At 58.8% G+C, this 20,564-nt stretch carries 22 protein-coding genes; 3 read left to right on the forward strand and 19 right to left on the reverse strand.

Annotation, left to right across the window (positions count from 1 at the left end; all coding sequences use genetic code 11):
- The 7 genes from U862_RS0113330 to U862_RS0113355 form a co-directional block, all read right to left on the reverse strand.
- Positions 1-609: a phage baseplate assembly protein V gene (locus tag U862_RS0113330; RefSeq protein WP_025110858.1), complete on the reverse strand. Its 609-nt coding sequence runs from the start codon at positions 607-609 to the stop codon at positions 1-3.
- 3 nt (positions 610-612) lie between these two features.
- Positions 613-1,134: a hypothetical protein gene (locus tag U862_RS0113335; RefSeq protein WP_025110859.1), complete on the reverse strand. Its 522-nt coding sequence runs from the start codon at positions 1,132-1,134 to the stop codon at positions 613-615.
- Positions 1,135-1,353: 219 nt separating this feature from the next.
- The gene (locus U862_RS0113340; protein WP_025110860.1) at positions 1,354-2,199 is read right to left on the reverse strand and encodes a putidacin L1 family lectin-like bacteriocin; all 846 of its coding nucleotides are present in this window, start codon (positions 2,197-2,199) and stop codon (positions 1,354-1,356) included.
- Positions 2,200-2,235: 36 nt separating this feature from the next.
- On the reverse strand, positions 2,236-2,394 hold the full coding sequence (locus tag U862_RS29605; protein WP_081794879.1) for a Com family DNA-binding transcriptional regulator: 159 nt from the start codon (positions 2,392-2,394) through the stop codon (positions 2,236-2,238).
- Between the two features lie 38 nt (positions 2,395-2,432).
- Positions 2,433-2,777, reverse strand: a complete 345-nt coding sequence (locus tag U862_RS0113345) for a phage holin family protein (protein WP_025110861.1) — start codon at positions 2,775-2,777, stop codon at positions 2,433-2,435.
- A 258-nt stretch (positions 2,778-3,035) separates the two neighbouring features.
- On the reverse strand, positions 3,036-3,461 hold the full coding sequence (locus tag U862_RS0113350; protein ID WP_025110862.1) for a tail fiber assembly protein: 426 nt from the start codon (positions 3,459-3,461) through the stop codon (positions 3,036-3,038).
- 553 nt (positions 3,462-4,014) lie between these two features.
- Positions 4,015-4,758: an XRE family transcriptional regulator gene (locus tag U862_RS0113355; RefSeq protein WP_081794880.1), complete on the reverse strand. Its 744-nt coding sequence runs from the start codon at positions 4,756-4,758 to the stop codon at positions 4,015-4,017.
- A gap of 200 nt (positions 4,759-4,958) precedes the next feature.
- On the opposite strand from U862_RS0113355, the gene mutS reads away from it, so the two are divergent.
- Both mutS and fdxA read left to right on the forward strand, forming a co-directional pair.
- Positions 4,959-7,541, forward strand: a complete 2,583-nt coding sequence (mutS, locus tag U862_RS0113360) for a DNA mismatch repair protein MutS (protein WP_007964305.1) — start codon at positions 4,959-4,961, stop codon at positions 7,539-7,541.
- Positions 7,542-7,704: 163 nt separating this feature from the next.
- A complete protein-coding gene (gene fdxA, locus U862_RS0113365; RefSeq protein ID WP_007908827.1) occupies positions 7,705-8,028 on the forward strand; it encodes a ferredoxin FdxA in 324 nt (107 codons plus the stop codon).
- A 532-nt stretch (positions 8,029-8,560) separates the two neighbouring features.
- Here the strand turns inward: fdxA and rpoS are convergent.
- From rpoS to U862_RS0113405, 8 genes are all read right to left on the reverse strand, one after another.
- Positions 8,561-9,568, reverse strand: coding sequence for an RNA polymerase sigma factor RpoS (rpoS, locus tag U862_RS0113370; protein WP_025110864.1), 1,008 nt, complete (start codon positions 9,566-9,568; stop codon positions 8,561-8,563).
- A gap of 105 nt (positions 9,569-9,673) precedes the next feature.
- Positions 9,674-10,555 (reverse strand): peptidoglycan DD-metalloendopeptidase family protein, encoded by an 882-nt coding sequence (locus U862_RS29615; RefSeq protein ID WP_029977643.1) that lies wholly within the window; start codon positions 10,553-10,555, stop codon positions 9,674-9,676.
- 212 nt (positions 10,556-10,767) lie between these two features.
- Complete coding sequence (locus U862_RS0113380; protein WP_177327338.1) at positions 10,768-11,403, reverse strand: protein-L-isoaspartate(D-aspartate) O-methyltransferase; 636 nt, start codon at positions 11,401-11,403, stop codon at positions 10,768-10,770.
- Positions 11,404-11,444: 41 nt separating this feature from the next.
- Positions 11,445-12,194 (reverse strand): 5'/3'-nucleotidase SurE, encoded by a 750-nt coding sequence (gene surE / locus U862_RS0113385; RefSeq protein ID WP_025110866.1) that lies wholly within the window; start codon positions 12,192-12,194, stop codon positions 11,445-11,447.
- Positions 12,182-13,240 carry a tRNA pseudouridine(13) synthase TruD gene (gene truD / locus U862_RS0113390; RefSeq protein WP_025110867.1) on the reverse strand — a complete coding sequence of 353 codons (1,059 nt, stop codon included), beginning with the start codon at positions 13,238-13,240 and terminating at the stop codon, positions 12,182-12,184. Before truD ends, surE begins: the two co-directional genes overlap by 13 nt.
- Positions 13,237-13,710: a 2-C-methyl-D-erythritol 2,4-cyclodiphosphate synthase gene (gene ispF, locus U862_RS0113395; RefSeq protein ID WP_025110868.1), complete on the reverse strand. Its 474-nt coding sequence runs from the start codon at positions 13,708-13,710 to the stop codon at positions 13,237-13,239. The genes truD and ispF overlap by 4 nt, the downstream gene beginning before the upstream one ends.
- Before the next feature lie 44 nt (positions 13,711-13,754).
- Entirely contained in the window at positions 13,755-14,600 is an 846-nt protein-coding gene (gene fghA, locus U862_RS0113400) for an S-formylglutathione hydrolase (RefSeq protein ID WP_025110869.1), read from the reverse strand.
- A gap of 65 nt (positions 14,601-14,665) precedes the next feature.
- The gene (locus U862_RS0113405; RefSeq protein WP_025110870.1) at positions 14,666-15,778 is read right to left on the reverse strand and encodes an S-(hydroxymethyl)glutathione dehydrogenase/class III alcohol dehydrogenase; all 1,113 of its coding nucleotides are present in this window, start codon (positions 15,776-15,778) and stop codon (positions 14,666-14,668) included.
- A gap of 116 nt (positions 15,779-15,894) precedes the next feature.
- Between U862_RS0113405 and U862_RS0113410 the strand changes: the two genes are divergently transcribed.
- Positions 15,895-16,791 (forward strand): LysR substrate-binding domain-containing protein, encoded by an 897-nt coding sequence (locus U862_RS0113410; RefSeq protein ID WP_025110871.1) that lies wholly within the window; start codon positions 15,895-15,897, stop codon positions 16,789-16,791.
- Between the two features lie 164 nt (positions 16,792-16,955).
- On the opposite strand, the gene ispD is transcribed toward U862_RS0113410, so the two are convergent.
- The 4 genes from ispD to kdsA form a co-directional block, all read right to left on the reverse strand.
- Positions 16,956-17,663 carry a 2-C-methyl-D-erythritol 4-phosphate cytidylyltransferase gene (ispD, locus tag U862_RS0113415; protein WP_025110872.1) on the reverse strand — a complete coding sequence of 236 codons (708 nt, stop codon included), beginning with the start codon at positions 17,661-17,663 and terminating at the stop codon, positions 16,956-16,958.
- The gene (ftsB, locus tag U862_RS0113420; RefSeq protein WP_003222158.1) at positions 17,660-17,938 is read right to left on the reverse strand and encodes a cell division protein FtsB; all 279 of its coding nucleotides are present in this window, start codon (positions 17,936-17,938) and stop codon (positions 17,660-17,662) included. Before ftsB ends, ispD begins: the two co-directional genes overlap by 4 nt.
- A 329-nt stretch (positions 17,939-18,267) precedes the next feature.
- Positions 18,268-19,557, reverse strand: a complete 1,290-nt coding sequence (gene eno / locus U862_RS0113425) for a phosphopyruvate hydratase (RefSeq protein WP_025110873.1) — start codon at positions 19,555-19,557, stop codon at positions 18,268-18,270.
- A gap of 156 nt (positions 19,558-19,713) precedes the next feature.
- Positions 19,714-20,559: a 3-deoxy-8-phosphooctulonate synthase gene (kdsA, locus tag U862_RS0113430; RefSeq protein ID WP_025110874.1), complete on the reverse strand. Its 846-nt coding sequence runs from the start codon at positions 20,557-20,559 to the stop codon at positions 19,714-19,716.
- Positions 20,560-20,564 lie beyond the last annotated feature (5 nt).

Here is a 20,564-nt window from a genome sequence, read left to right on the forward strand (position 1 = left end):
TCAGGGACTGATAACGCGGCCCTGGTGATCCACCAACGGGCCGCTGAAGTGCACGCCCGAGGCGTCGATGCTCAGGCCGACCGCGCCCAGTTGCAGGCTGATGACCTGCGGCGTCATCAACAGCCGTGCCGGGCCGATGCTCAGTTCCAGCGACTCGCGAGAGCCGGTGAAAGCCGCCGGCCCGTTCTGCCAGTGCAAGGTGTGGCTGGCGTCGTCGTAACCGCTTTCGCTGCCGTCGACATGCACCCGGCGCGTCAGCGTCGGTACAGACGCCGTCGGCGGGAAGCGCTCGCTGTTCAAGCCAAACAACGCCACGCTCTGTGCCCCGCTCTCACCGCTGCCGTAGTTGAACAGCAGGCACTGCTCGCCCACGCTCGGAATCCGCGACTCGCTCTGGGCGCCGGCACTCGGGTTGAAGAACTTGATGGCCGGCGTAAGCAGCCCACCGTGGCTGACCTGACAAGTGTTGCTCGCCGCATCGACAGTCTGACAAATGCCAATGCGACAGAAACTCTCGGCGCGTCGGTGGAGGTCGTCTATTTCCGCTTCCATTTCCGCCAGCCGCTCGATGATCGGCCCCAGTTGCATGCGCAGTAATGCGTCAAACATCAATCAGGCCTCCAACGCGGTGTATTGGTCGGGGTCGTCGATGTTGCTGACTTCCCAGGTGCGGGCGAATTTTGGCGTACCGAGCGGATCGTCGAGCAGGGTCGGGCCGAGATAGAGGGTCTGGTTGAACGTCAGCGCCCAGGCTTTGAACTGCTGCTCGCCTCGAATCAAGAGTGACGGCAAACCATCAATGTTCATCGGCAGATCGCATTGAGCGCCGGGCAGGCCCCAACGGTTGTCGGTGATCAGGTTTTTCAGTACGGCGATCAGATCGCAGGCGGCAAATGCGCTGGCAGAGACTGCCGGGATGACTTGCATTGAGACCGTCAGGACATGTGCGATACGTCCGTCAGCGGCACGTGCACCGGGTGCGTTGCGGTCAAAGTCGATCAACACCCAGGCCTTAGCGCCAGGCGCGGTGAAGTCATCGTGATTGCCAACCTGAACATTCAGGCCGGCAGCGTTGCGCAAGGTTGTCGCCATCGCGGTGAACAGCTGCGAAGGCTGCTGGATCGAAGCGGGCATGCATGACCTCCTTTTCAATTGTCCACGCGCAGCCCCGCCGCATGAGTTGCAGCGAGGCAAAAAAAGTGGGGGTATGGCTGATTGCGGTGATGGTGTGAGATGGCTCGGCCAACGTAGCTCTTTATCGGCTGCCAACGAGAATAAAAGCGCCGCATGACGGCGCCAAACTTGAATATAAAAGCCCCGTTGCTACACGGGGCTCACATCATTAGCTGTACATCAGAAGGTCCAGAGGATTTTACTCAGAGGCAAACTCCAAGTGCTGTTATCCCAATGGTAAACACGCTTCGGCAAAATGGTCGGCGTAAAACCAAATCGAGCCCAGACCGGTTTTTCACTGACAATGGAGAAGCTTCCATTTGCCTGAATTTTTGCAATCGCCCCAGGACGACCAGCCGTGCCGGTAAACCAAAGCGGCGTATTGTTCGCGCCATAGATCACGAAGTTTCCGTCATCCTGCATCACGGCCCGAGTCGCACCCTTGTTTTGTGTCCAACTCGCCCAGAGAACACCGAGCGGTCCGTTCGAAACGACCAGATTACCGTCCGACTGGAAGACCAGCGTAGTGCCACCGACCACGTACCGTCGGTCGACTTCGAGAGTCGTCCCGGCTGGGATATAGATCGATTCCACAGAGGGACTGATCGGGATCGCAGAGTTACTTGCCCAGACCGGGATCGAGTCGATCACGACGAGATTGCCGTCATTTTGCAGGGACAGATAGGCCCGATTGTAAGCGGCCCAGATGTCCGCGTTGAGCGGCGTGCTGTTGGCAGTGCCCCACATGCGGCCCCGCGTTGGATCATTGAGAAACGCGTAATACATCAGGTAGAAATAAATTTTTGAGTTATCTATCTGCTTTCCGGAACTTGTATACGGTTGACCGGCAATGGCCACCCAAACTGTATTGCCCCCCTCATAAATGGCCAGATTGCCATCGGGCTGGACAATTAACTTGAAGCGTTTGTCCGGTGACTCAAGATATTGCCCAGCGGACATCTCATGCAGAGGCAGCAAAATCGAACTGCCGTTCGTAGTAAACGGATAGCGTGGAAGCGTAGCCATATATTCACCTATTGACCGATTGGTTATTGTGGGCAGTCAATGCTGCGTTGGGTCGCTCACAGGCGGGCTGACGAGACCTCGGGTCTTCGTGTGATTCAATGTCCTGCACCGAGGACATTTGATTTGCACTTGATGAAGTGCATCTACTTTTGCAAGTAAACGATTGCATTTACCGCAACGGAAATCGCTCAGCATGAATTGAACTCCCTCTCAAATGCCGCTGTAACGCCTCTTCACTCCTTGTTTGTATTGCCAGGCGGTACTTCGCAGACGCCAATGCGTTTGGCGGCCCAGCGTTCGTAAAGACCGATGGCCACATCGGCACCGGCCATGGCGGTCAGGCAACCGAATGCGCCGGCGGCCCAGATCGACAACCCTGCGGCATACAGCAGCATGATTGCCGACACGCCGCAGATCATGCAGGCGCCGGAGCGCAAGGCCAGGCGCCGAAGCAGCGACCAGCCACGGGCGCCTTCCTTGTCGGCGCGCCACATTTCGCCGGACACTCCGCCCACTACAGCGAGGAGGATGACCAGCCAGATCGGCATGTCCGCCAATGCTTGTTGCTCGTTTGTCATGTCACGCCTCCGGGGGGTGAGTTATTCGCTTTTTATGTCCGTTCAAACGATATCTCTGAAAGCGGGCATGCCAGGAATGCCCGGAGGAGTACACGCTGAATTGTGACGAGACCAATCTTGCTGCTGAAAGCAAAAAGGGCTTTAGTACTGGCTCGTTCTTTGATCGTCTGACTGAACACAGGCACTTTGCAGACGAGGCTAAACAGTCGCGCCAATGCACAATGCAATCCCGATGCTGAATTTATTCAAGGTGGTCAATTAGAAAGGAGCAACTGGCCAGTTGATTGTGTAGGGATAGCCAGTTTGTTTTTTGATCTCACTGATTGCGATGCAATACTGCTTATAGGCAAGCAGCAGTTCAGTCTCGGAAGTGCTGGCAACACCCAAGTCGAGTTTGTATTGCAGAGGATTGACTGTCAGCCAATTGGCTGCCTGAGTAAATAGCTGGCGCGCTCGAGCATCGAGGACAGCGACGTTTTCTTGATAAGTCAGCTCAGTGAACACCCAGCTATTGTTAATGTAATCCCCCTTCCACCCCACTTGTACCGGAGTATTGATAGACACTTGTATCCAATATCCAGACGGCCCTGGTGGCGTAAACTGTGGCGGCTCATCTGCATCCACAATTTGTACAGCGCGAGTAAAGGGCGCGCTGTACTGGTCAATAAATACGTAGCGATTCATTATCTTTCCTTGTTACGAAGTTTCAATAATGGTGTTTTCATTCTGTAAACCTTGCGTTAACCACGACTTGGGTAAACGGCAATGACGACAGGTCGACATTCCAAAAAGCCCGGCAATGCACCGGGCTTTTCAGTAATGCGTTCCTTCGCCTTCCTTCAAATCCTGTGTTCAGGAAGGAAGCTGACTTTTCGGCGCTACTGGCGCGGTACGAGTCCATTCAGATTGTTTTTCCGACCGCGGTCCCTGCCCGCCGGATAACTGCTCTTGGTGCTTTACGCTGCACACCCGGGTCAGTTGCCAACCCTCTGAACCATTAAGGCCGGTTCATCGCTGCCTGTTCTTGTGGAACTAAAGAGCTGTTGTTGCCAGCCGCTTTGTCGAGCGGCTTGGTGGCAAGGATATGCATGGATGCATATCCAGTCAATGCGTAAATGCATTTATTTATGCACAAGAAATGCACGAGCGCATGAAAGCCCCGTCATTCAAGGGTTTGAGGTTTTTGCGCGGACGAAAAAAAACCCGCCTAGGCGGGTTCTATCTGAAGGGGTTCAGGTTAGCGGGCGTACATGCCCCACCAGAAGACGTGACCGAGGATGACGATCTGCTCTTCCTGCATATCCTGGAAGCTGTAGTCCTCGTCCGGATGCTCATCGCGGTTGAAGCTACGCAGACGGATACCCGTCGGCAGGCGATAGAGCTGCTTCACGCGCAACTGGCCGTTGTGATTGATCGCGTACAGGTCACCATCGATGATGTCGCCGATGCCACACTTGCCCGCATTCACACCAACAGTGGCGCCATCGCGCAACACCGGCAACATGCTATTGCCGCGCACCGTCACGCATTTGGCCTGGTCGAACTGCACACCGTTATGGCGCAGGCTGCGCTTGCCGAAGCGCAGGCTAGAGCGTTCGCTCTCTTCGATGACGAATCTTCCTGATCCAGCAGCCAATTCAACCTCGCGAAGAAAGGGCACCGACACCTCGTCGTCATCGACAGGGGTATCGTCGTCCCACAGGCTTATGTCCTTGAGTTCCGCATGCACGTCATCGCGCGCGCCGCCGGTCGCGGGGGCGACGTCTGCGCGGCCGCGCAATTGATCGGTGCTCACATTGAAGTATTCGGCGATCTTCGAAATGTGTTTATCCGAAGGATCGACGATCTTCCCGCTGAGAATCCGCGAGAGCGTGGATTGAGGCACGCCGGTGCGACGGTGGAGCTCCGTAGGGGAGATCCCGTGCTGGTCGAGCAGTGCTCTTAAGACGGAGGATACGTTGCGTTTTTGCATAACGCGCATAGTGCTTGAAGTTTTTGAGGATGACAAATGCTGATTTGCATAAAACGTGCATAAACCACAATTAATCGCCGAAAAGTGTCAGCGGACCGTCGTGCCTGCGTCAAGCAGACCACCCATGGTAACCTTGCGCCCATCGCGGAAAAGCCCGGCCGTTGCCCTGCTTTTGCCCTACATCTTTTAACGAGTTGCCTGACAATCCGATGAATAAAGCCGTCTCCGACCTGTCCTCCCACACTCCGATGATGCAGCAGTACTGGCGCCTGAAGAATCAGCACCCGGATCAGCTGATGTTTTATCGCATGGGCGACTTCTACGAGATCTTCTACGAAGATGCGAAGAAGGCTGCCAAGTTGCTCGACATCACCCTGACCGCGCGCGGCCAGTCGGCGGGACAGGCGATTCCGATGTGCGGGATTCCTTACCACGCGGCAGAAGGTTACCTGGCGAAACTGGTCAAGCTCGGCGAGTCAGTGGTGATCTGCGAGCAGGTCGGCGACCCGGCCACCAGCAAGGGTCCGGTGGAACGTCAGGTAGTGCGGATCATCACCCCGGGTACGGTCAGCGACGAAGCACTGCTCGACGAACGCCGCGACAACCTGATTGCGGCGGTACTGGGCGATGAGCGCCTGTTCGGCCTGGCGGTGCTGGACATCACCAGCGGCAATTTCACCGTGCTCGAGATCAAGGGTTGGGAAAACCTGCTGGCGGAACTGGAGCGGGTCAACCCGGTGGAGTTGCTGATCCCGGATGACTGGCCGAAAGACCTGCCGGCGGAAAAACGCCGTGGCGTGCGTCGCCGCGCGCCGTGGGATTTCGAGCGCGATTCGGCGTTGAAAAGTCTCTGCCAGCAGTTCTCCACGCAAGACCTGAAAGGCTTCGGTTGCGAAACCCTGACCCTGGCCATCGGCGCCGCTGGTTGTTTGCTGGCCTATGCCAAGGAAACCCAGCGCACCGCCCTGCCCCATTTGCGCAGCCTGCGCCATGAGCGCCTGGATGACACCGTGGTGCTCGACGGCGCGAGCCGTCGCAACCTCGAACTCGACACCAACCTGGCCGGCGGCCGCGACAACACCCTGCAATCGGTGGTCGATCGCTGCCAGACCGCCATGGGCAGCCGCCTGCTGACCCGCTGGCTGAACCGTCCGCTGCGTGATCTGACCGTGTTGCTGGCGCGGCAGACGTCGATCACTTGCCTGCTCGACGGTTATCGCTTCGAAAAGCTGCAGCCACAACTCAAGGAAATCGGCGACATCGAGCGGATTCTGGCGCGGATCGGTCTGCGCAATGCGCGGCCGCGTGACCTCGCTCGCCTGCGCGATGCCCTCGGCGCCCTGCCGCAACTGCAAGTGGCGATGACCGACCTTGAGGCGCCGCACCTGCAACGCCTGGCGACCACTACCAGTACCTACCCGGAACTGGCGGCCCTGCTGGAAAAAGCCATTATCGACAACCCGCCAGCAGTGATCCGCGACGGCGGTGTGCTGAAAACCGGTTACGACAGTGAACTCGACGAGCTGCAATCGTTGAGCGAAAACGCCGGCCAGTTCCTGATTGACCTTGAAGCCCGGGAAAAGGCCCGCACCGGCCTGGCCAACCTGAAAGTCGGCTACAACCGCATTCACGGCTACTTCATCGAGCTGCCGAGCAAGCAGGCCGAATCGGCTCCGGCGGACTACATCCGCCGTCAGACGCTCAAAGGCGCCGAGCGCTTCATCACGCCGGAACTGAAAGAATTCGAAGACAAGGCGCTGTCAGCCAAGAGCCGCGCCCTGGCCCGCGAGAAGATGCTCTACGAAGCGCTGCTGGAAGATCTGATCAGCCAACTGCCGCCATTGCAGGACACCGCCGGCGCGCTGGCCGAACTGGATGTGCTGAGCAACCTTGCCGAACGTGCGCTGAACCTTGACCTGAACTGCCCGCGCTTCGTCAGCGAGCCCTGCATGCGCATCACCCAGGGTCGTCACCCGGTGGTCGAGCAGGTGCTGACCACGCCGTTCGTGGCCAACGACCTGAGCCTGGATGACAATACCCGGATGCTGGTGATCACCGGCCCGAACATGGGTGGTAAATCCACCTACATGCGGCAAACCGCGTTGATCGTGCTGTTGGCGCATATCGGCAGCTTCGTGCCGGCAGCCAGTTGCGAGCTGTCGCTGGTGGACCGGATCTTCACCCGGATCGGCTCCAGCGATGACCTGGCCGGTGGCCGTTCGACCTTCATGGTCGAGATGAGCGAAACCGCCAACATCCTGCACAACGCCACCGAGCGCAGCCTGGTGTTGATGGACGAAGTCGGACGCGGTACCAGCACCTTCGACGGTCTGTCCCTGGCATGGGCGGCGGCCGAGCGTCTGGCGCATCTGCGTGCCTATACTCTATTTGCGACGCACTATTTCGAACTCACTGTGTTGCCGGAAGCCGAGCCGCTGGTAGCCAACGTGCACCTCAACGCTACCGAGCACAACGAGCGCATTGTGTTCCTGCACCACGTATTGCCGGGGCCTGCCAGCCAGAGCTACGGCCTGGCGGTGGCGCAGTTGGCCGGCGTACCGAGCGAAGTGATCGTGCGTGCCCGTGAGCACTTGAGCCGACTGGAAGACACCGCATTGCCGCATGAAGCGCCCAAGCCTGCCGTCAAAGGCAAGCCAGCCGCTCCGCAGCAGAGCGATATGTTTGCCAGCCTGCCGCACCCGGTGCTGGATGAGTTGGCCAAAGTAGACCTCGATGACCTGACCCCGCGTCGAGCGCTCGAATTGTTATATGCACTTAAGAACCGGATCTAAGCATTGAAGAACCGGATATAACGCAAACGGCGTCAAGCTGTTAGAATCTCGCGCGGTTTGGGATGCTGCTGGCTAATAGCCTGGCTGGCAGACATCGCTCCCGAACCTGGCGACCCCAACCGTGAAGGGGCAACGCTGCCGCCGCCTGAGGAGAAAATTAGAAATGACCTTCGTCGTCACCGACAACTGCATCAAGTGCAAGTACACCGACTGCGTAGAAGTGTGTCCGGTGGACTGCTTTTACGAAGGCCCGAACTTCCTGGTGATTCACCCGGATGAGTGCATCGACTGCGCCCTGTGCGAACCAGAATGCCCGGCCGTGGCCATCTTCTCCGAGGACGAAGTTCCGGAAGAGATGCAGGAGTTCATTCAACTGAACGTTGAATTGGCCGAGATCTGGCCGAACATCACCGAGAAGAAAGAATCGCTGCCGGATGCCGAAGAGTGGGATGGCGTCAAAGGCAAGATCAAAGACCTCGAACGCTGATCTGTCGCGCGTTCTGAAAAGGCCCCTTGCGGGCCTTTTTGCTTTCTGTCGTTTGCTTTGCTACGGGCAAAAAAAAGGGGCGGTTTGACCCGCCCACATTTTTTCCCTATTCCCTGTATTCCTTTTCATCGTCCTGATGAATCGCTTCCTGCGATGTCCATTCCCCTCTTCCTTGAAGGGCGTGTCTATCCGTCGACACAGTGCTGATACTAAAGAGTTCCCAGCCCGGATCAATCGACCCCGATGGCCGTAAAGCGCTGTAATAAGCACTTCACATTAAAAAATAAACATATAAAACAATGAGTTAAATAACAGCACCGGGAGCAATCGACGTCTGCCGGCCTGTAAACATAGGGAACACTTACGAAAGAGTAAGCCAAGGCTTACACCGCAAGACTACAAACGATGGAAATGCCTACCGTATGTCCGGCAATGAGCCCCCTCGCCATAGAACACCGCCCTCCGTACTGGTGCAGACAACAAAAAGCCCCGAACCAGTCGGGGCTTTTTGTTGGCGGTCGATCAAAGGCGCTTACTGAAACAGCGACTCGCTCGACAGGCCATTCTTCTCGAGGATTTCGCGAAGGCGCTTGAGGCCTTCCACCTGGATCTGCCGCACCCGTTCCCGGGTCAGGCCGATCTCCAGGCCTACATCTTCCAGCGTGCTGCTCTCATGGCCGCGCAGACCGAAGCGGCGTACGACCACCTCGCGCTGCTTGTCGGTCAGTTCCGAGAGCCATTGATCGATGCTCTGCGACAGGTCGTCATCCTGCAGCAGTTCGCATGGATCGGTCGGACGGTCATCCGTCAGGGTGTCCAGCAGGGTTTTATCCGAATCCGGCCCCAGCGAGACGTCGACCGAAGAAACCCGCTCGTTCAGGCCAAGCATGCGCTTGACCTCGCCCACCGGTTTTTCCAGCAGGTTGGCGATTTCTTCGGGTGAAGGTTCGTGATCGAGCTTTTGCGTCAGCTCCCGTGCAGCCCGCAGGTACACGTTGAGCTCCTTGACCACATGGATCGGCAACCGGATGGTCCGGGTCTGATTCATGATCGCACGCTCGATGGTCTGACGAATCCACCAGGTGGCGTAGGTCGAGAAGCGGAAGCCGCGCTCGGGATCGAACTTTTCCACCGCGCGGATCAATCCAAGGTTGCCCTCTTCGATCAGATCCAGCAGCGACAGCCCCCGATTGACGTAACGCCGGGCGATCTTCACGACCAGCCGCAGATTACTTTCAATCATGCGCTTGCGCCCCGCCGGATCGCCACTTTGCGACAGACGCGCAAAATGAACTTCTTCCTCGGGGGAGAGCAGTGGAGAAAAGCCGATTTCGTTGAGATACAACTGCGTGGCATCGAGTGCACGCGTGTAGTCGATGTACTTGTGTTGTTTAAGTGAAGCGGAGTGTTTGGATTTGGAACGAACGGAAGGTGGAGCAGCCCCTTCATCATTCGACATCGAATCCGAATCGATGCCGGCCTCCATAAGGAGAACCTCATCGTCGATGTCAAACTCCGGCACTTCTTTACTGAGAGCCATTGTTATAGTCCTTTGGTGAGTTCGACCCCAAGCTCAAGCGACGCCTTTATCCTTGGCAGCGCTGGAGCCTGTCCCCTCTACGCGACGGAACAGGCTGGCCTCAAATCAACGTCTGGGCAGGAACTGCAGCGGATCTACAGGTTTACCTTGTCGGCGAATCTCAAAATGCAGTTTCACCCGGTCTGTACCCGTTGACCCCATTTCGGCAATTGTCTGTCCGACTTTGACCTGCTGCCCCTCCCGTACCAACAGCCTGCGGTTATGTCCGTAGGCACTGACGTAGGTTTCGCTGTGTTTGATGATGACTAATTCGCCGTAGCCCCTTAAGCCACTCCCGGCGTAAACCACCGTCCCATCAGACGCAGCTAAAACAGGCTGTCCCAAATCTCCGGCGATATCAATTCCTTTATTCAAACTACCGTTTGAAGAGAATTTTCCAATAAGAATGCCATTAGATGGCCATCCCCAGCCGGTCGGGGCTGGTCCCGGTGGAGGCAGTGGAGCCGGTGCCGGTTTGCTTGCGACGGACGGTGCAGCCCCCGCGGAAGCGGCCCCCGAGCCGGTCACCGTGGTGGTAGTCGTGCCGTTCGCCTGGCGCCGGATTACCGTGGTTTTGCTCGACGATGATGGCGAAGCGCTGCTGTTGCTCACCACAGCCGTTGGTGTTGAACCGGTGCGGCCGTCGAAGCGAATTGTCTGACCCGGATGGATCGTATACGGCGTAGGAATATTGTTCCGGGCGGCGAGGGCTTTGTAGTCCCAGCCGTAGCGAAAAGCGATCGAAAACAGCGTATCGCCCGGACGGACTACATACTGCCCGGTCGTGACGGCAGGACGCTGGGCCGCCGCACTGTTGCGATCGACCACGCGCACGTTGCTCGATTTGGTGCTGGAGCAACCGACCAGCAAGGTGCTCAATACAAGGCCAGTCACCAGGCGCTGAAAGCTCGTGTTACCCATACGCTGCGCAATGACTGTGAGACTCACCCGCCGCTCCCTTTGTGGTGGCTGAAATATGTGGAATGCCGTATTGCGGCACGTAGTGTCGCAAGTATAACGGGCCGCACAGGCTTTACCGTTAAAGATGCGAAAACGCTTCACGCACACGTTTGCCCGTGGGCAATGGGTTGCGTTTAAACCTTCACTGCCGGTGTAAGACCCAGTCCAGCGCAAGGAATTCAGCGCTCGCAAACAAATGCTCAGGCCAGCGGGCCATTGAGCAATGGCACGAAGCGCACAGCCCCCAGAACGTGACGGGAAAAGCCGTGTTCTTCACGCACGATCAGCATCAGTTGCTGCACTTCCCCCGAGCCGACCGGAATCACCAGCCGCCCACCCGGCGCCAGTTGGTCGAGCAACGCCTGCGGGACATCGGTCGCGACCGCCGTGACGATAATGCCGTTGTACGGTGCCAGTGCCGGCCAGCCTTCCCAGCCATCGCCCCAGCGGAATACCACGTTGCGCAGGTTCAGTTCGACCAGGCGCTCCTTGGCCCGGTCCTGCAGGACCTTGATGCGCTCGACCGAGAATACCCGCTCAACCAGTTGCGACAGGACCGCCGTCTGATAACCAGAACCGGTACCGATCTCCAGCACCTTGTCCAGCGGCCCCGCCTCCAGCAGCAGCTCGCTCATGCGCGCCACCATATAAGGCTGGGAAATGGTCTGGTTGTGGCCGATCGGCAGCGCGGTGTCTTCGTAGGCGCGGTGCGCCAGCGCTTCATCGACGAACAGATGACGCGGCGTACGGCGGATCACCTCCAGCACCTTGGCGTTGGACAGGCCTTCTTCATAAAGACGCTGGATCAGACGTTCGCGCGTGCGCTGCGACGTCATGCCGATGCCGCTGCGCAGTCGGTCTTCGTGTTCACGAGCCATCAGCGCAGTCCCTCCAGCCAGCCGTCGAGACTTCTGAAGGCATCGTTAAAGGTGCGATCGAGCTGCAATGGCGTGATCGACACATAACCCTGCATCACCGCATGAAAGTCAGTGCCCGGGCCGCCATCTTCGGCATCGCCGGCAGCGGCAATCCAGTAACCGGCCTTGCCACGCGGGTCGACCACTTTCATCGGCGCTGCTGCGCGGGCGCGATGGCCCAGACGGGTCAGCTGAATGCCACGAATGTGATCGATCGGCAGATTGGGAATGTTCACGTTCAGCACCGTGCGCGGCGGCAGGTCCAGCCCGGCGTGGGCCTCGACCAGTTTGCGCGCGAAATGTGCCGCTGTCGCCAGATTGTCCACCTGCCGCGAAGCCAGCGAGAACGCAAACGAGGGGCGCTCGAGGAAGCGCCCTTCGAGGGCTGCCGCCACGGTGCCGGAATACAGCACGTCATCGCCCAGATTGGCGCCGAGGTTGATCCCGGAAACCACCATGTCCGGCTGGCGCTCGAGCAGGCCGTTGAGGCCCAGATGCACACAGTCGGTCGGCGTACCGTTGAGACTGATGAAACCGTTGGCCAGGTATTGCGGGTGCAACGGACGGTCGAGCGTCAGCGAACTGCTGGCGCCGCTTTTGTCCTGCTCCGGGGCGATAACCACGCATTCGGTGTAATCCGCCAGCGCAGCATAAAGCGCGGCGAGACCGGGTGCGGTTACCCCATCGTCGTTAGAAATCAGAATACGCATGGGCTGTCCGTCTGCCCCACCGGCACCAGATCAACGAGTTCGCGCACCAATACGGTGGCGAAGCATCCGGCCGGGAGGACGAATTCCAGTTGCAGAATGTCAGGCTGGGGATAATGCCACGACAACCCGCCAATGGGCAGCCGCAGGATGCGTCGTTCGTGGCTCATTCCAGCATTGATCAACCAATCGCGCAGATCCGCTTCACGCTCGGCGATCCCCTGCTCCAGTTCATGGACAGCGCCTGCGGTCGGCGAGTCACCTTCGCCCCACTGCGGACCGGTCGGGTGCAGATCGAGAATCGCCAGGCGCGGATCACTGCATTCGGCCTCACCGGCCGGAAAAAAACTGCGACTGTCGGTGAACGCCAGCAGATCGCCCACCTGCGCCTGCTGCCAGGTGCCGTCGGCAACCCGCGCGGCCAGCACTTGATTGAACAGAAAACTGCGCGCCGTCGACAGCAAACGCGAGCGCACATTGCGCTGCTCCGGCAAGGCCTTGCGCGCCGCCCAGGCACGCGCATCAACGACGTTGCCGCCGTCATGGCCGAAACGCTGGGCGCCGAAATAGTTGGGAATGCCTTGCTTGGCGATCAGTTGCAGACGCTGTTCGATCGCCGCCTTGTCGCCAGCAAACTGGGTCAAGCGCAAGGTAAAGCCGTTGGCCGAATGCGCACCGCGTTGCAGCTTGCGTTTGTGGCGCGTGGTCTTGAGGATCTTCAGCGTGTCGTTTTCCGCCGCCGACAGGTCCGGATCAGCCTTGCCCGGCAGCTGCACACTGAACCACTGACGGGTCAGCGCCTGACGATCCTTGAGCCCGGCATAGCTGACGGTGCGCAATGGCACGCCAGCCGCCTTGGCAATCCGCCGCGCTGCTTCCTCGGTGTTCAGACCGCGTTTTTCCACCCAGATCCACAGATGTTCGCCATCGCCGCTGAACGGGATATCGAGCACTTCATCGACCTGAAAATCTTCGGCGATGGCTTTCAGTACTGCAGTACCGAGGGGTTCGCCATAGGCGCGCGGGCCGAGCAGTTGCAGTTCGTTCATGCGCGCAGCAACAAGGCAACGGAATGCACGGCAATGCCTTCTTCGCGTCCGACAAAGCCAAGCTTTTCGGTGGTGGTAGCTTTCACGTTCACTTGGTCCAACTCAACTTGAAGATCGGCGGCGATCAACGCGCGCATCGATTCGATATGCGGGGCCATTTTCGGTGCCTGGGCAACGATGGTGTTGTCGACGTTGCCGATTTTCCAGCCCTTGGCGTGGATCAACGCGACCACATGACGCAGCAGCACACGGCTGTCGGCGCCCTTGAATTGCGGGTCGGTGTCCGGAAAGTGTTTGCCGATATCACCCAACGCAGCCGCACCGAGCAAGGCATCGCTCAAAGCGTGCAGCAGGACGTCACCGTCGGAGTGAGCGAGCAGCCCGAAGCCGTGTGCAATGCGCACGCCGCCCAGAGTAATGAAATCGCCTTCAGCGAAACGGTGCACATCGTAGCCGTGGCCAATACGCATAAAAAAAACGCCCCGATTTTTGTCAGGGCGTGATTCTACCTGCATTAGGCCCGAAGGGCGCGTGCGTGATGCTGCAAGTGGTCGTCAACGAAGCTTGAGATGAAAAAATAGCTGTGGTCGTAGCCCGGTTGCAGGCGCAACGTCAGCGCATGGCCCGCTTGTTTTGCCGCTTGTTGCAGAGCCTCGGGTTTGAGCTGGTTTTCAAGGAAATCATCGCGATCCCCCTGATCGACCAACAACGGCAGTTTCTCGTCGGCCTCTGCAATCAGCGCGCAGGCATCCCATTCTTTCCACTTGGAGCGGTCTTCACCCAGATAACGGGAGAACGCCTTCTGCCCCCAAGGGCAGTCCATCGGATTGTTGATCGGCGAAAACGCCGACACCGACTGGTAGCGTCCCGGATTGCGCAGCGCACAGACCAACGCACCGTGGCCGCCCATGGAGTGGCCGCTGATACTGCGTTTGTCCGACGCCGGGAAATGCGCCTCGACCAGCGCAGGTAATTCCTGCACAACGTAATCATGCATCCGATAGTGCCGCGACCACGGTTCCTGCGTGGCGTTCAGGTAGAACCCCGCGCCAAGGCCGAAATCCCAGGCGCCATCCGGGTCACCCGGTACATCCGGGCCACGCGGACTGGTGTCCGGCGCGACGATGATCAGGCCAAGTTCGGCCGCCATGCGCATCGCTCCGGCCTTCTGCATGAAGTTCTCGTCGGTGCAGGTCAGCCCCGACAACCAGTACAGCACCGGCAACTGACCGCCCTGCTCCGCTTGTGGCGGCAGGTACACGGCAAACACCATGTCACAACCGAGCACCTCGGAGCGGTGGCGATAGCGCTTGTGCCAACCCCCGAAACTTTTCTGACAGGAGATGTTTTCCAGACTCATGTAAAGACTCCTACGCGGTCACGGCTAAAAGCTTTCAACGCTTGTAGCCGTGGCGCCACGAATGATCAGAAATGAATGACGGTACGGATGCTCTTGCCTTCGTGCATCAGGTCGAATGCCTTGTTGATATCTTCCAGGCCCATGGTGTGGGTGATGAACGTATCCAGCGGGATCTCGCCGCTCTGGGCCATGTCGACGTAGCTTGGCAACTCGGTACGACCACGCACGCCGCCGAACGCCGAACCGCGCCAGACGCGACCGGTCACCAACTGGAACGGGCGGGTCGAGATTTCCTGGCCGGCACCGGCCACGCCGATGATCACCGACTCGCCCCAACCCTTGTGACAGCACTCAAGGGCTGCGCGCATCAGTTGCACATTGCCGATGCATTCGAAGGAGAAGTCGACGCCGCCGTCGGTCATGTCGACGATTACTTCCTGGATCGGACGGTCGAAATCCTTCGGATTGACGCAATCGGTAGCGCCCAGTTGTCTGGCGATTTCAAACTTGGCCGGGTTGATGTCGATGGCAATGATGCGCGCAGCCTTGGCTTTCACCGCACCGATGACTGCCGACAGACCGATGCCGCCCAGACCGAAGATCGCCACGGTGTCACCTGGCTTGACCTTGGCAGTGTTGATCACCGCACCGATCCCGGTGGTCACGCCGCAGCCGAGCAGGCAAACCTTTTCCAGCGGCGCATCTTTGGAGATCTTGGCCACGGAAATTTCCGGCAACACGGTGTATTCCGAGAACGTCGAAGTACCCATGTAGTGGAAAATCGTCTCGCCCTTGTAGGAAAAGCGCGAAGTGCCGTCCGGCATCAAGCCTTTGCCCTGAGTCGCGCGAATGGCCTGACACAGGTTGGTCTTGCCCGACTTGCAGAATTTGCACTGGCCGCATTCCGGGGTGTACAGCGGAATCACATGATCGCCGACGGCGACGGAGGTCACGCCCTCGCCAATGGCCTCGACGATCGCGCCGCCTTCATGGCCGAGGATCGACGCAAAGATGCCTTCCGGGTCAGCGCCGGACAGGGTGTAGGCGTCAGTGTGGCAAACCCCGGAAGCCACTACGCGCAGCAACACTTCACCGGCCTTGGGCATGGCGACATCGACTTCTACGATTTCCAGCGGCTTCTTGGCCTCGAAGGCAACGGCGGCGCGCGACTTGATCATGCTGACTCTCCAGTGAATCCATTGAATAAAAAACCAGACCGCGAGTGTAGTACAGCGCGTTCTGATGAATAATCCGGACAAAAGCAAAACATTATTGCCATACAGGGATAATCCCGATGTCCGAAAACCGCTGGGAAGGTATCGACGAGTTCGTCGCCGTCGCCGAGTGCAGCCAATTCACCGCCGCAGCAGAACGCCTTGGGGTTTCTTCCTCGCACATCAGTCGACAAATCGTACGGCTGGAAGAGCGCTTGCAGACGCGCCTGCTCTATCGCAGTACCCGTCGCGTCACCCTGACCGAAGCCGGACAGACCTTTCTGCAGCATTGCCAACGCCTGCAGGACGGTCGCGAAGAAGCCCTGCGCGCGGTCGGCGACCTGACCAGCGAACCCAAAGGCATGTTGCGCATGACCTGTGCCGTGGCGTACGGCGAGCGGTTTATCGTGCCGCTGGTGACGCGGTTCATGGGGCAATACCCGCAATTGCGCGTCGATATCGAACTGAGCAATCGCCAACTCGATCTGGTGCATGAGGGGCTGGATCTGGCGATCCGCCTGGGTCGCCTGCAGGATTCGCGACTGGTCGCCACACGGCTGGCGCCACGACGCATGTACCTGTGCGCATCGCCGTCCTACCTGGAACGGTACGGTCGCCCACACAGTTTGTCGGAACTGAGCCGGCACAATTGCCTGATCGGCAGTTCGGACCTGTGGCAACTGGAACAGAACGGGCGCGAATTTTCCCAGCGTGTACAGGGAAACTGGCGCTGTAACAGTGGGCAAGCGGTACTGGACGCGGCGCTGCAAGGGGTCGGGTTGTGCCAGTTGCCGGACTATTACGTGCTCGAGCATTTGCACAGTGGCGCGTTGATTTCGTTGCTGGAAGCGCATCAGCCGCCGAATACGGCGGTGTGGGCGCTGTATCCGCAGCAGCGGCACCTGTCGCCGAAGGTGCGCAAGCTGGTGGATTTTTTGAAGGGAGGGTTGGCCGAGCGGCCGGAATATCGGAGCTAAACAGTCATCGGTGTGTCAGCAAAGTATTGGTTGGCTGAAACATCGCCTTCGCGAGCAGGCTCGCTCCCACAGTGGATCCTCAGTGGATGCAAATTTGTGTTCGGCGTCATTCAAAGGTGGGAGCGAGCCTGCTCGCGAAAGCGATCTGACAGGCGCCACTGCACTCAGCGGCGGTTAGCCCAACGCTGGCGCAGCCATTCGAGGTCTTCAGGCCGGGTGACCTTGAGGTTGTCCGCCCGACCTTCGATCAGGCGTGGCGCCAGGCCGGCCCACTCCATCGCCGAGGCTTCATCGGTGATCAGCGCATCAGCCACCAGGCTATCCGCCAACGCCCGATGCAGCGCGCCGAGACGGAACATCTGTGGCGTGTAGGCCTGCCAGATCACGCTGCGATCGACGGTTTCGACCACACGACCGTGCTTGTCGATGCGTTTAAGCGTGTCGCGTGCCGGCACTGCCAGCAGGCCACCCACCGGGTCATGCGCCAGCTCAGCCAGCAGTTTGTCGAGATCGTCGCGACTCAGGTTGGGCCGTGCCGCATCGTGCACCAGCACCCAATCCTCATCGTCGGCCCCTTGCGCATGCAGATGCAGCAAGGCGTTGAGCACCGACCCGGAACGCTCCGAGGCGCCCTCGACGCGCTGAATCCGCGAATCGCTGGCGCACGCCAGGTTTGGCCAATAAGGATCATCAACAGCAAGACTGACCACCAGGCCCTTGAGGCTCGGATGATCAAGAAAACAGCCAAGGCTGTGTTCAAGAATTGTGCGTCCGCCCAGTTGCAGGTATTGCTTGGGACGGTCCGCGGCCATTCGGGCACCGACGCCCGCGGCAGGAATCACGGCCCAGAAGGCCGGCAGGGAATCGATCATTGGGCCAACTGGTAAAGGGTTTCACCGTCCTTGACCATGCCCAGCTCATGGCGAGCCCGTTCTTCAACGGTCTCCATGCCTTTCTTCAGTTCGCTGACTTCCGCGTCCATCACCCGGTTGCGCTCCAGCAGGGCTTCGTTCTCGGCGTGTTGATCAGCAATCTGCTGATTCAGCTCGGCAACCTGCGCCAGACTGCCATTGCCCACCCACAGGCGGTACTGCAGACCGGCCAGCAGCAAGAGCAAAACGAGAAACAACCAGTAAGGACTGCGCATCGAATATCAGGTATCCAGTGAAAAAAGACAGCCATGCCAAAACTTTGAAACGTCTGATAGCACGAAGCCTGGAAGATCCAGGCTTGTGCATATAAGGCATCAGATTAGTGGCAAATCCATCGCTGTCACGACTTTTCCGACACAATCCGGTGTCTTTTTTACCATCAGTGCCTTGCTTCACCAATACGCTTCACTTTTGGCGAGTGACTGTTGCCGTCAAGCAAGGCGCCGCGACGAGTCATAGCGCGCTATGGCGAGGAGCGGCAACGCAGCATGACGGTAACAGGCGCCGCCAAAATGAAGCAGTATGGGTGAGGCAGGGCACTTACTCAGCCGCGGAACTCGCTGCGACCGTTGTACTTGGCTTTGCCATTCAACTGCTCTTCGATACGCAGCAGTTGGTTGTACTTGGAAACGCGGTCGGAACGGCACAGCGAACCGGTCTTGATCTGGCCAGCCGCAGTGCCCACAGCCAGGTCGGCGATGGTCGAATCTTCGGTTTCGCCCGAACGGTGCGAGATCACTGCGGTGTAACCGGCAGCCTTGGCCATCTGGATGGCTTCCAGGGTTTCGGTCAGGGTGCCGATCTGGTTGAACTTGATCAGGATCGAGTTGGCGATCTTTTTATCGATGCCTTCTTTCAGGATCTTGGTGTTGGTCACGAACAGGTCGTCGCCAACCAGTTGGGTCTTCTCGCCGATCTTGTCGGTGAGGATCTTCCAGCCAGCCCAGTCGGACTCGTCCAGACCGTCTTCGATCGAGATGATCGGATAACGTTCAGTCAGGCCTTTGAGGTAGTCGGCGAAACCTTCGGCGGTGAACACCTGGCCTTCACCGGACAGGTTGTACTTGCCGTCTTCGAAGAACTCGCTGGCCGCGCAGTCCAGGGCCAGGGTCACGTCAGTGCCCAGCTTGTAACCGGCGTTGGCCACCGCTTCCGAGATCACTTTCAGCGCGTCTTCGTTGGACGCCAGGTTCGGTGCGAAACCGCCTTCGTCGCCAACGGCGGTGCTCAGGCCACGGGCCTTCAACACAGCTTTGAGGTGATGGAAAATCTCGGTGCCCATGCGCAGACCTTCCGAGAAAGACTTGGCGCCAACCGGCTGCACCATGAATTCCTGGATGTCGACGTTGTTATCGGCGTGTTCGCCACCGTTGATGATGTTCATCATCGGAACCGGCATCGAGTACACACCCGGAGTGCCGTTCAGGTTGGCGATGTGTGCGTACAGCGGCAGGTCCTGATCCTGTGCAGCAGCCTTGGCCGCAGCCAGGGACACGGCGAGGATAGCGTTGGCACCCAGGGTTGCCTTGTTTTCGGTACCGTCGAGCTTGATCATCGCGTGATCGAGGGCTTTCTGGTCGCTTGGGTCGGTGCCCAGCAGCAGATCGCGGATCGGACCGTTGATGTTGGCTACCGCCTTGAGCACGCCCTTGCCCAGGTAACGGCTCTTGTCGCCATCACGCAGCTCGAGCGCTTCACGCGAGCCAGTGGATGCACCGGACGGCGCGCAAGCGCTGCCGATGATGCCGTTGTCGAGAAGCACGTCCGCTTCCACGGTGGGATTGCCACGGGAGTCGAGGACTTCACGACCTTTGATGTCGACGATTTTTGCCATTGTTGTAAACACTCCAAAGTTGACGAAAACGACGCAGCTAGAGGAAATCTTTTTACCGTCGGCAAGTGGTGTACAGCGGGCAGCTTGCAGACGACAACGCACATGCCCGAGGGCATGTGCGACAAATCGTGCGGTACTTTACCGGAGAAATGAGGTTTACGCGGTTTCTACCGTCGGAAAACTCTTCACCAGTTCGTCCAAAGCTTTGAGCTGGGCCAGGAATGGCTCCAGTTTGTCCAGACGCAAGGCGCAAGGGCCGTCGCATTTGGCGTTGTCCGGGTCCGGGTGCGCTTCGAGGAACAGACCTGCCAGCGACTGGCTCATGCCCGCCTTGGCCAGATCGGTGACTTGGGCGCGACGGCCGCCGGCGGAGTCGGAACGACCGCCAGGCATTTGCAGCGAGTGGGTCACGTCGAAGAATACCGGGTACTCGAACTGCTTCATGATGCCGAAGCCGAGCATGTCCACCACAAGGTTGTTGTAGCCGAAGCTCGAACCACGCTCGCAGAGGATCAATTGATCGTTACCCGCTTCCACGCACTTGTTCAGGATGTGTTTCATTTCCTGAGGCGCGAGGAACTGGGCTTTCTTGATGTTGATCACGGCGTTGGTCTTGGCCATCGCGACGACCAGATCGGTCTGGCGCGACAGGAAGGCCGGCAGCTGGATGATGTCGCAGACTTCAGCGACGACCGCGGCCTGCTCAGGCTCGTGGACGTCGGTGATGATCGGCACGCCGAAGGCTTGTTTGATGTCCTGGAAGATGCGCATGCCCTCCTCCAGGCCAGGACCGCGATAGGAGGTCACAGAAGATCGGTTGGCCTTGTCGAAACTGGCCTTGAACACGTAAGGGATGCCGAGTTTTTCGGTGACCTTCACGTACTCTTCGCAAACCTGCATGGCCATGTCACGGCTTTCCAGCACGTTCATGCCACCGAACAGCACCATGGGCTTGTCGTTGGCGATCTCGATGTTGCCAACGCGGATGATCTTCTGTGCCATCGGGG

It is taken from the genome of Pseudomonas sp. H1h, from assembly GCF_000633255.1.
GTDB lineage: Bacteria > Pseudomonadota > Gammaproteobacteria > Pseudomonadales > Pseudomonadaceae > Aquipseudomonas.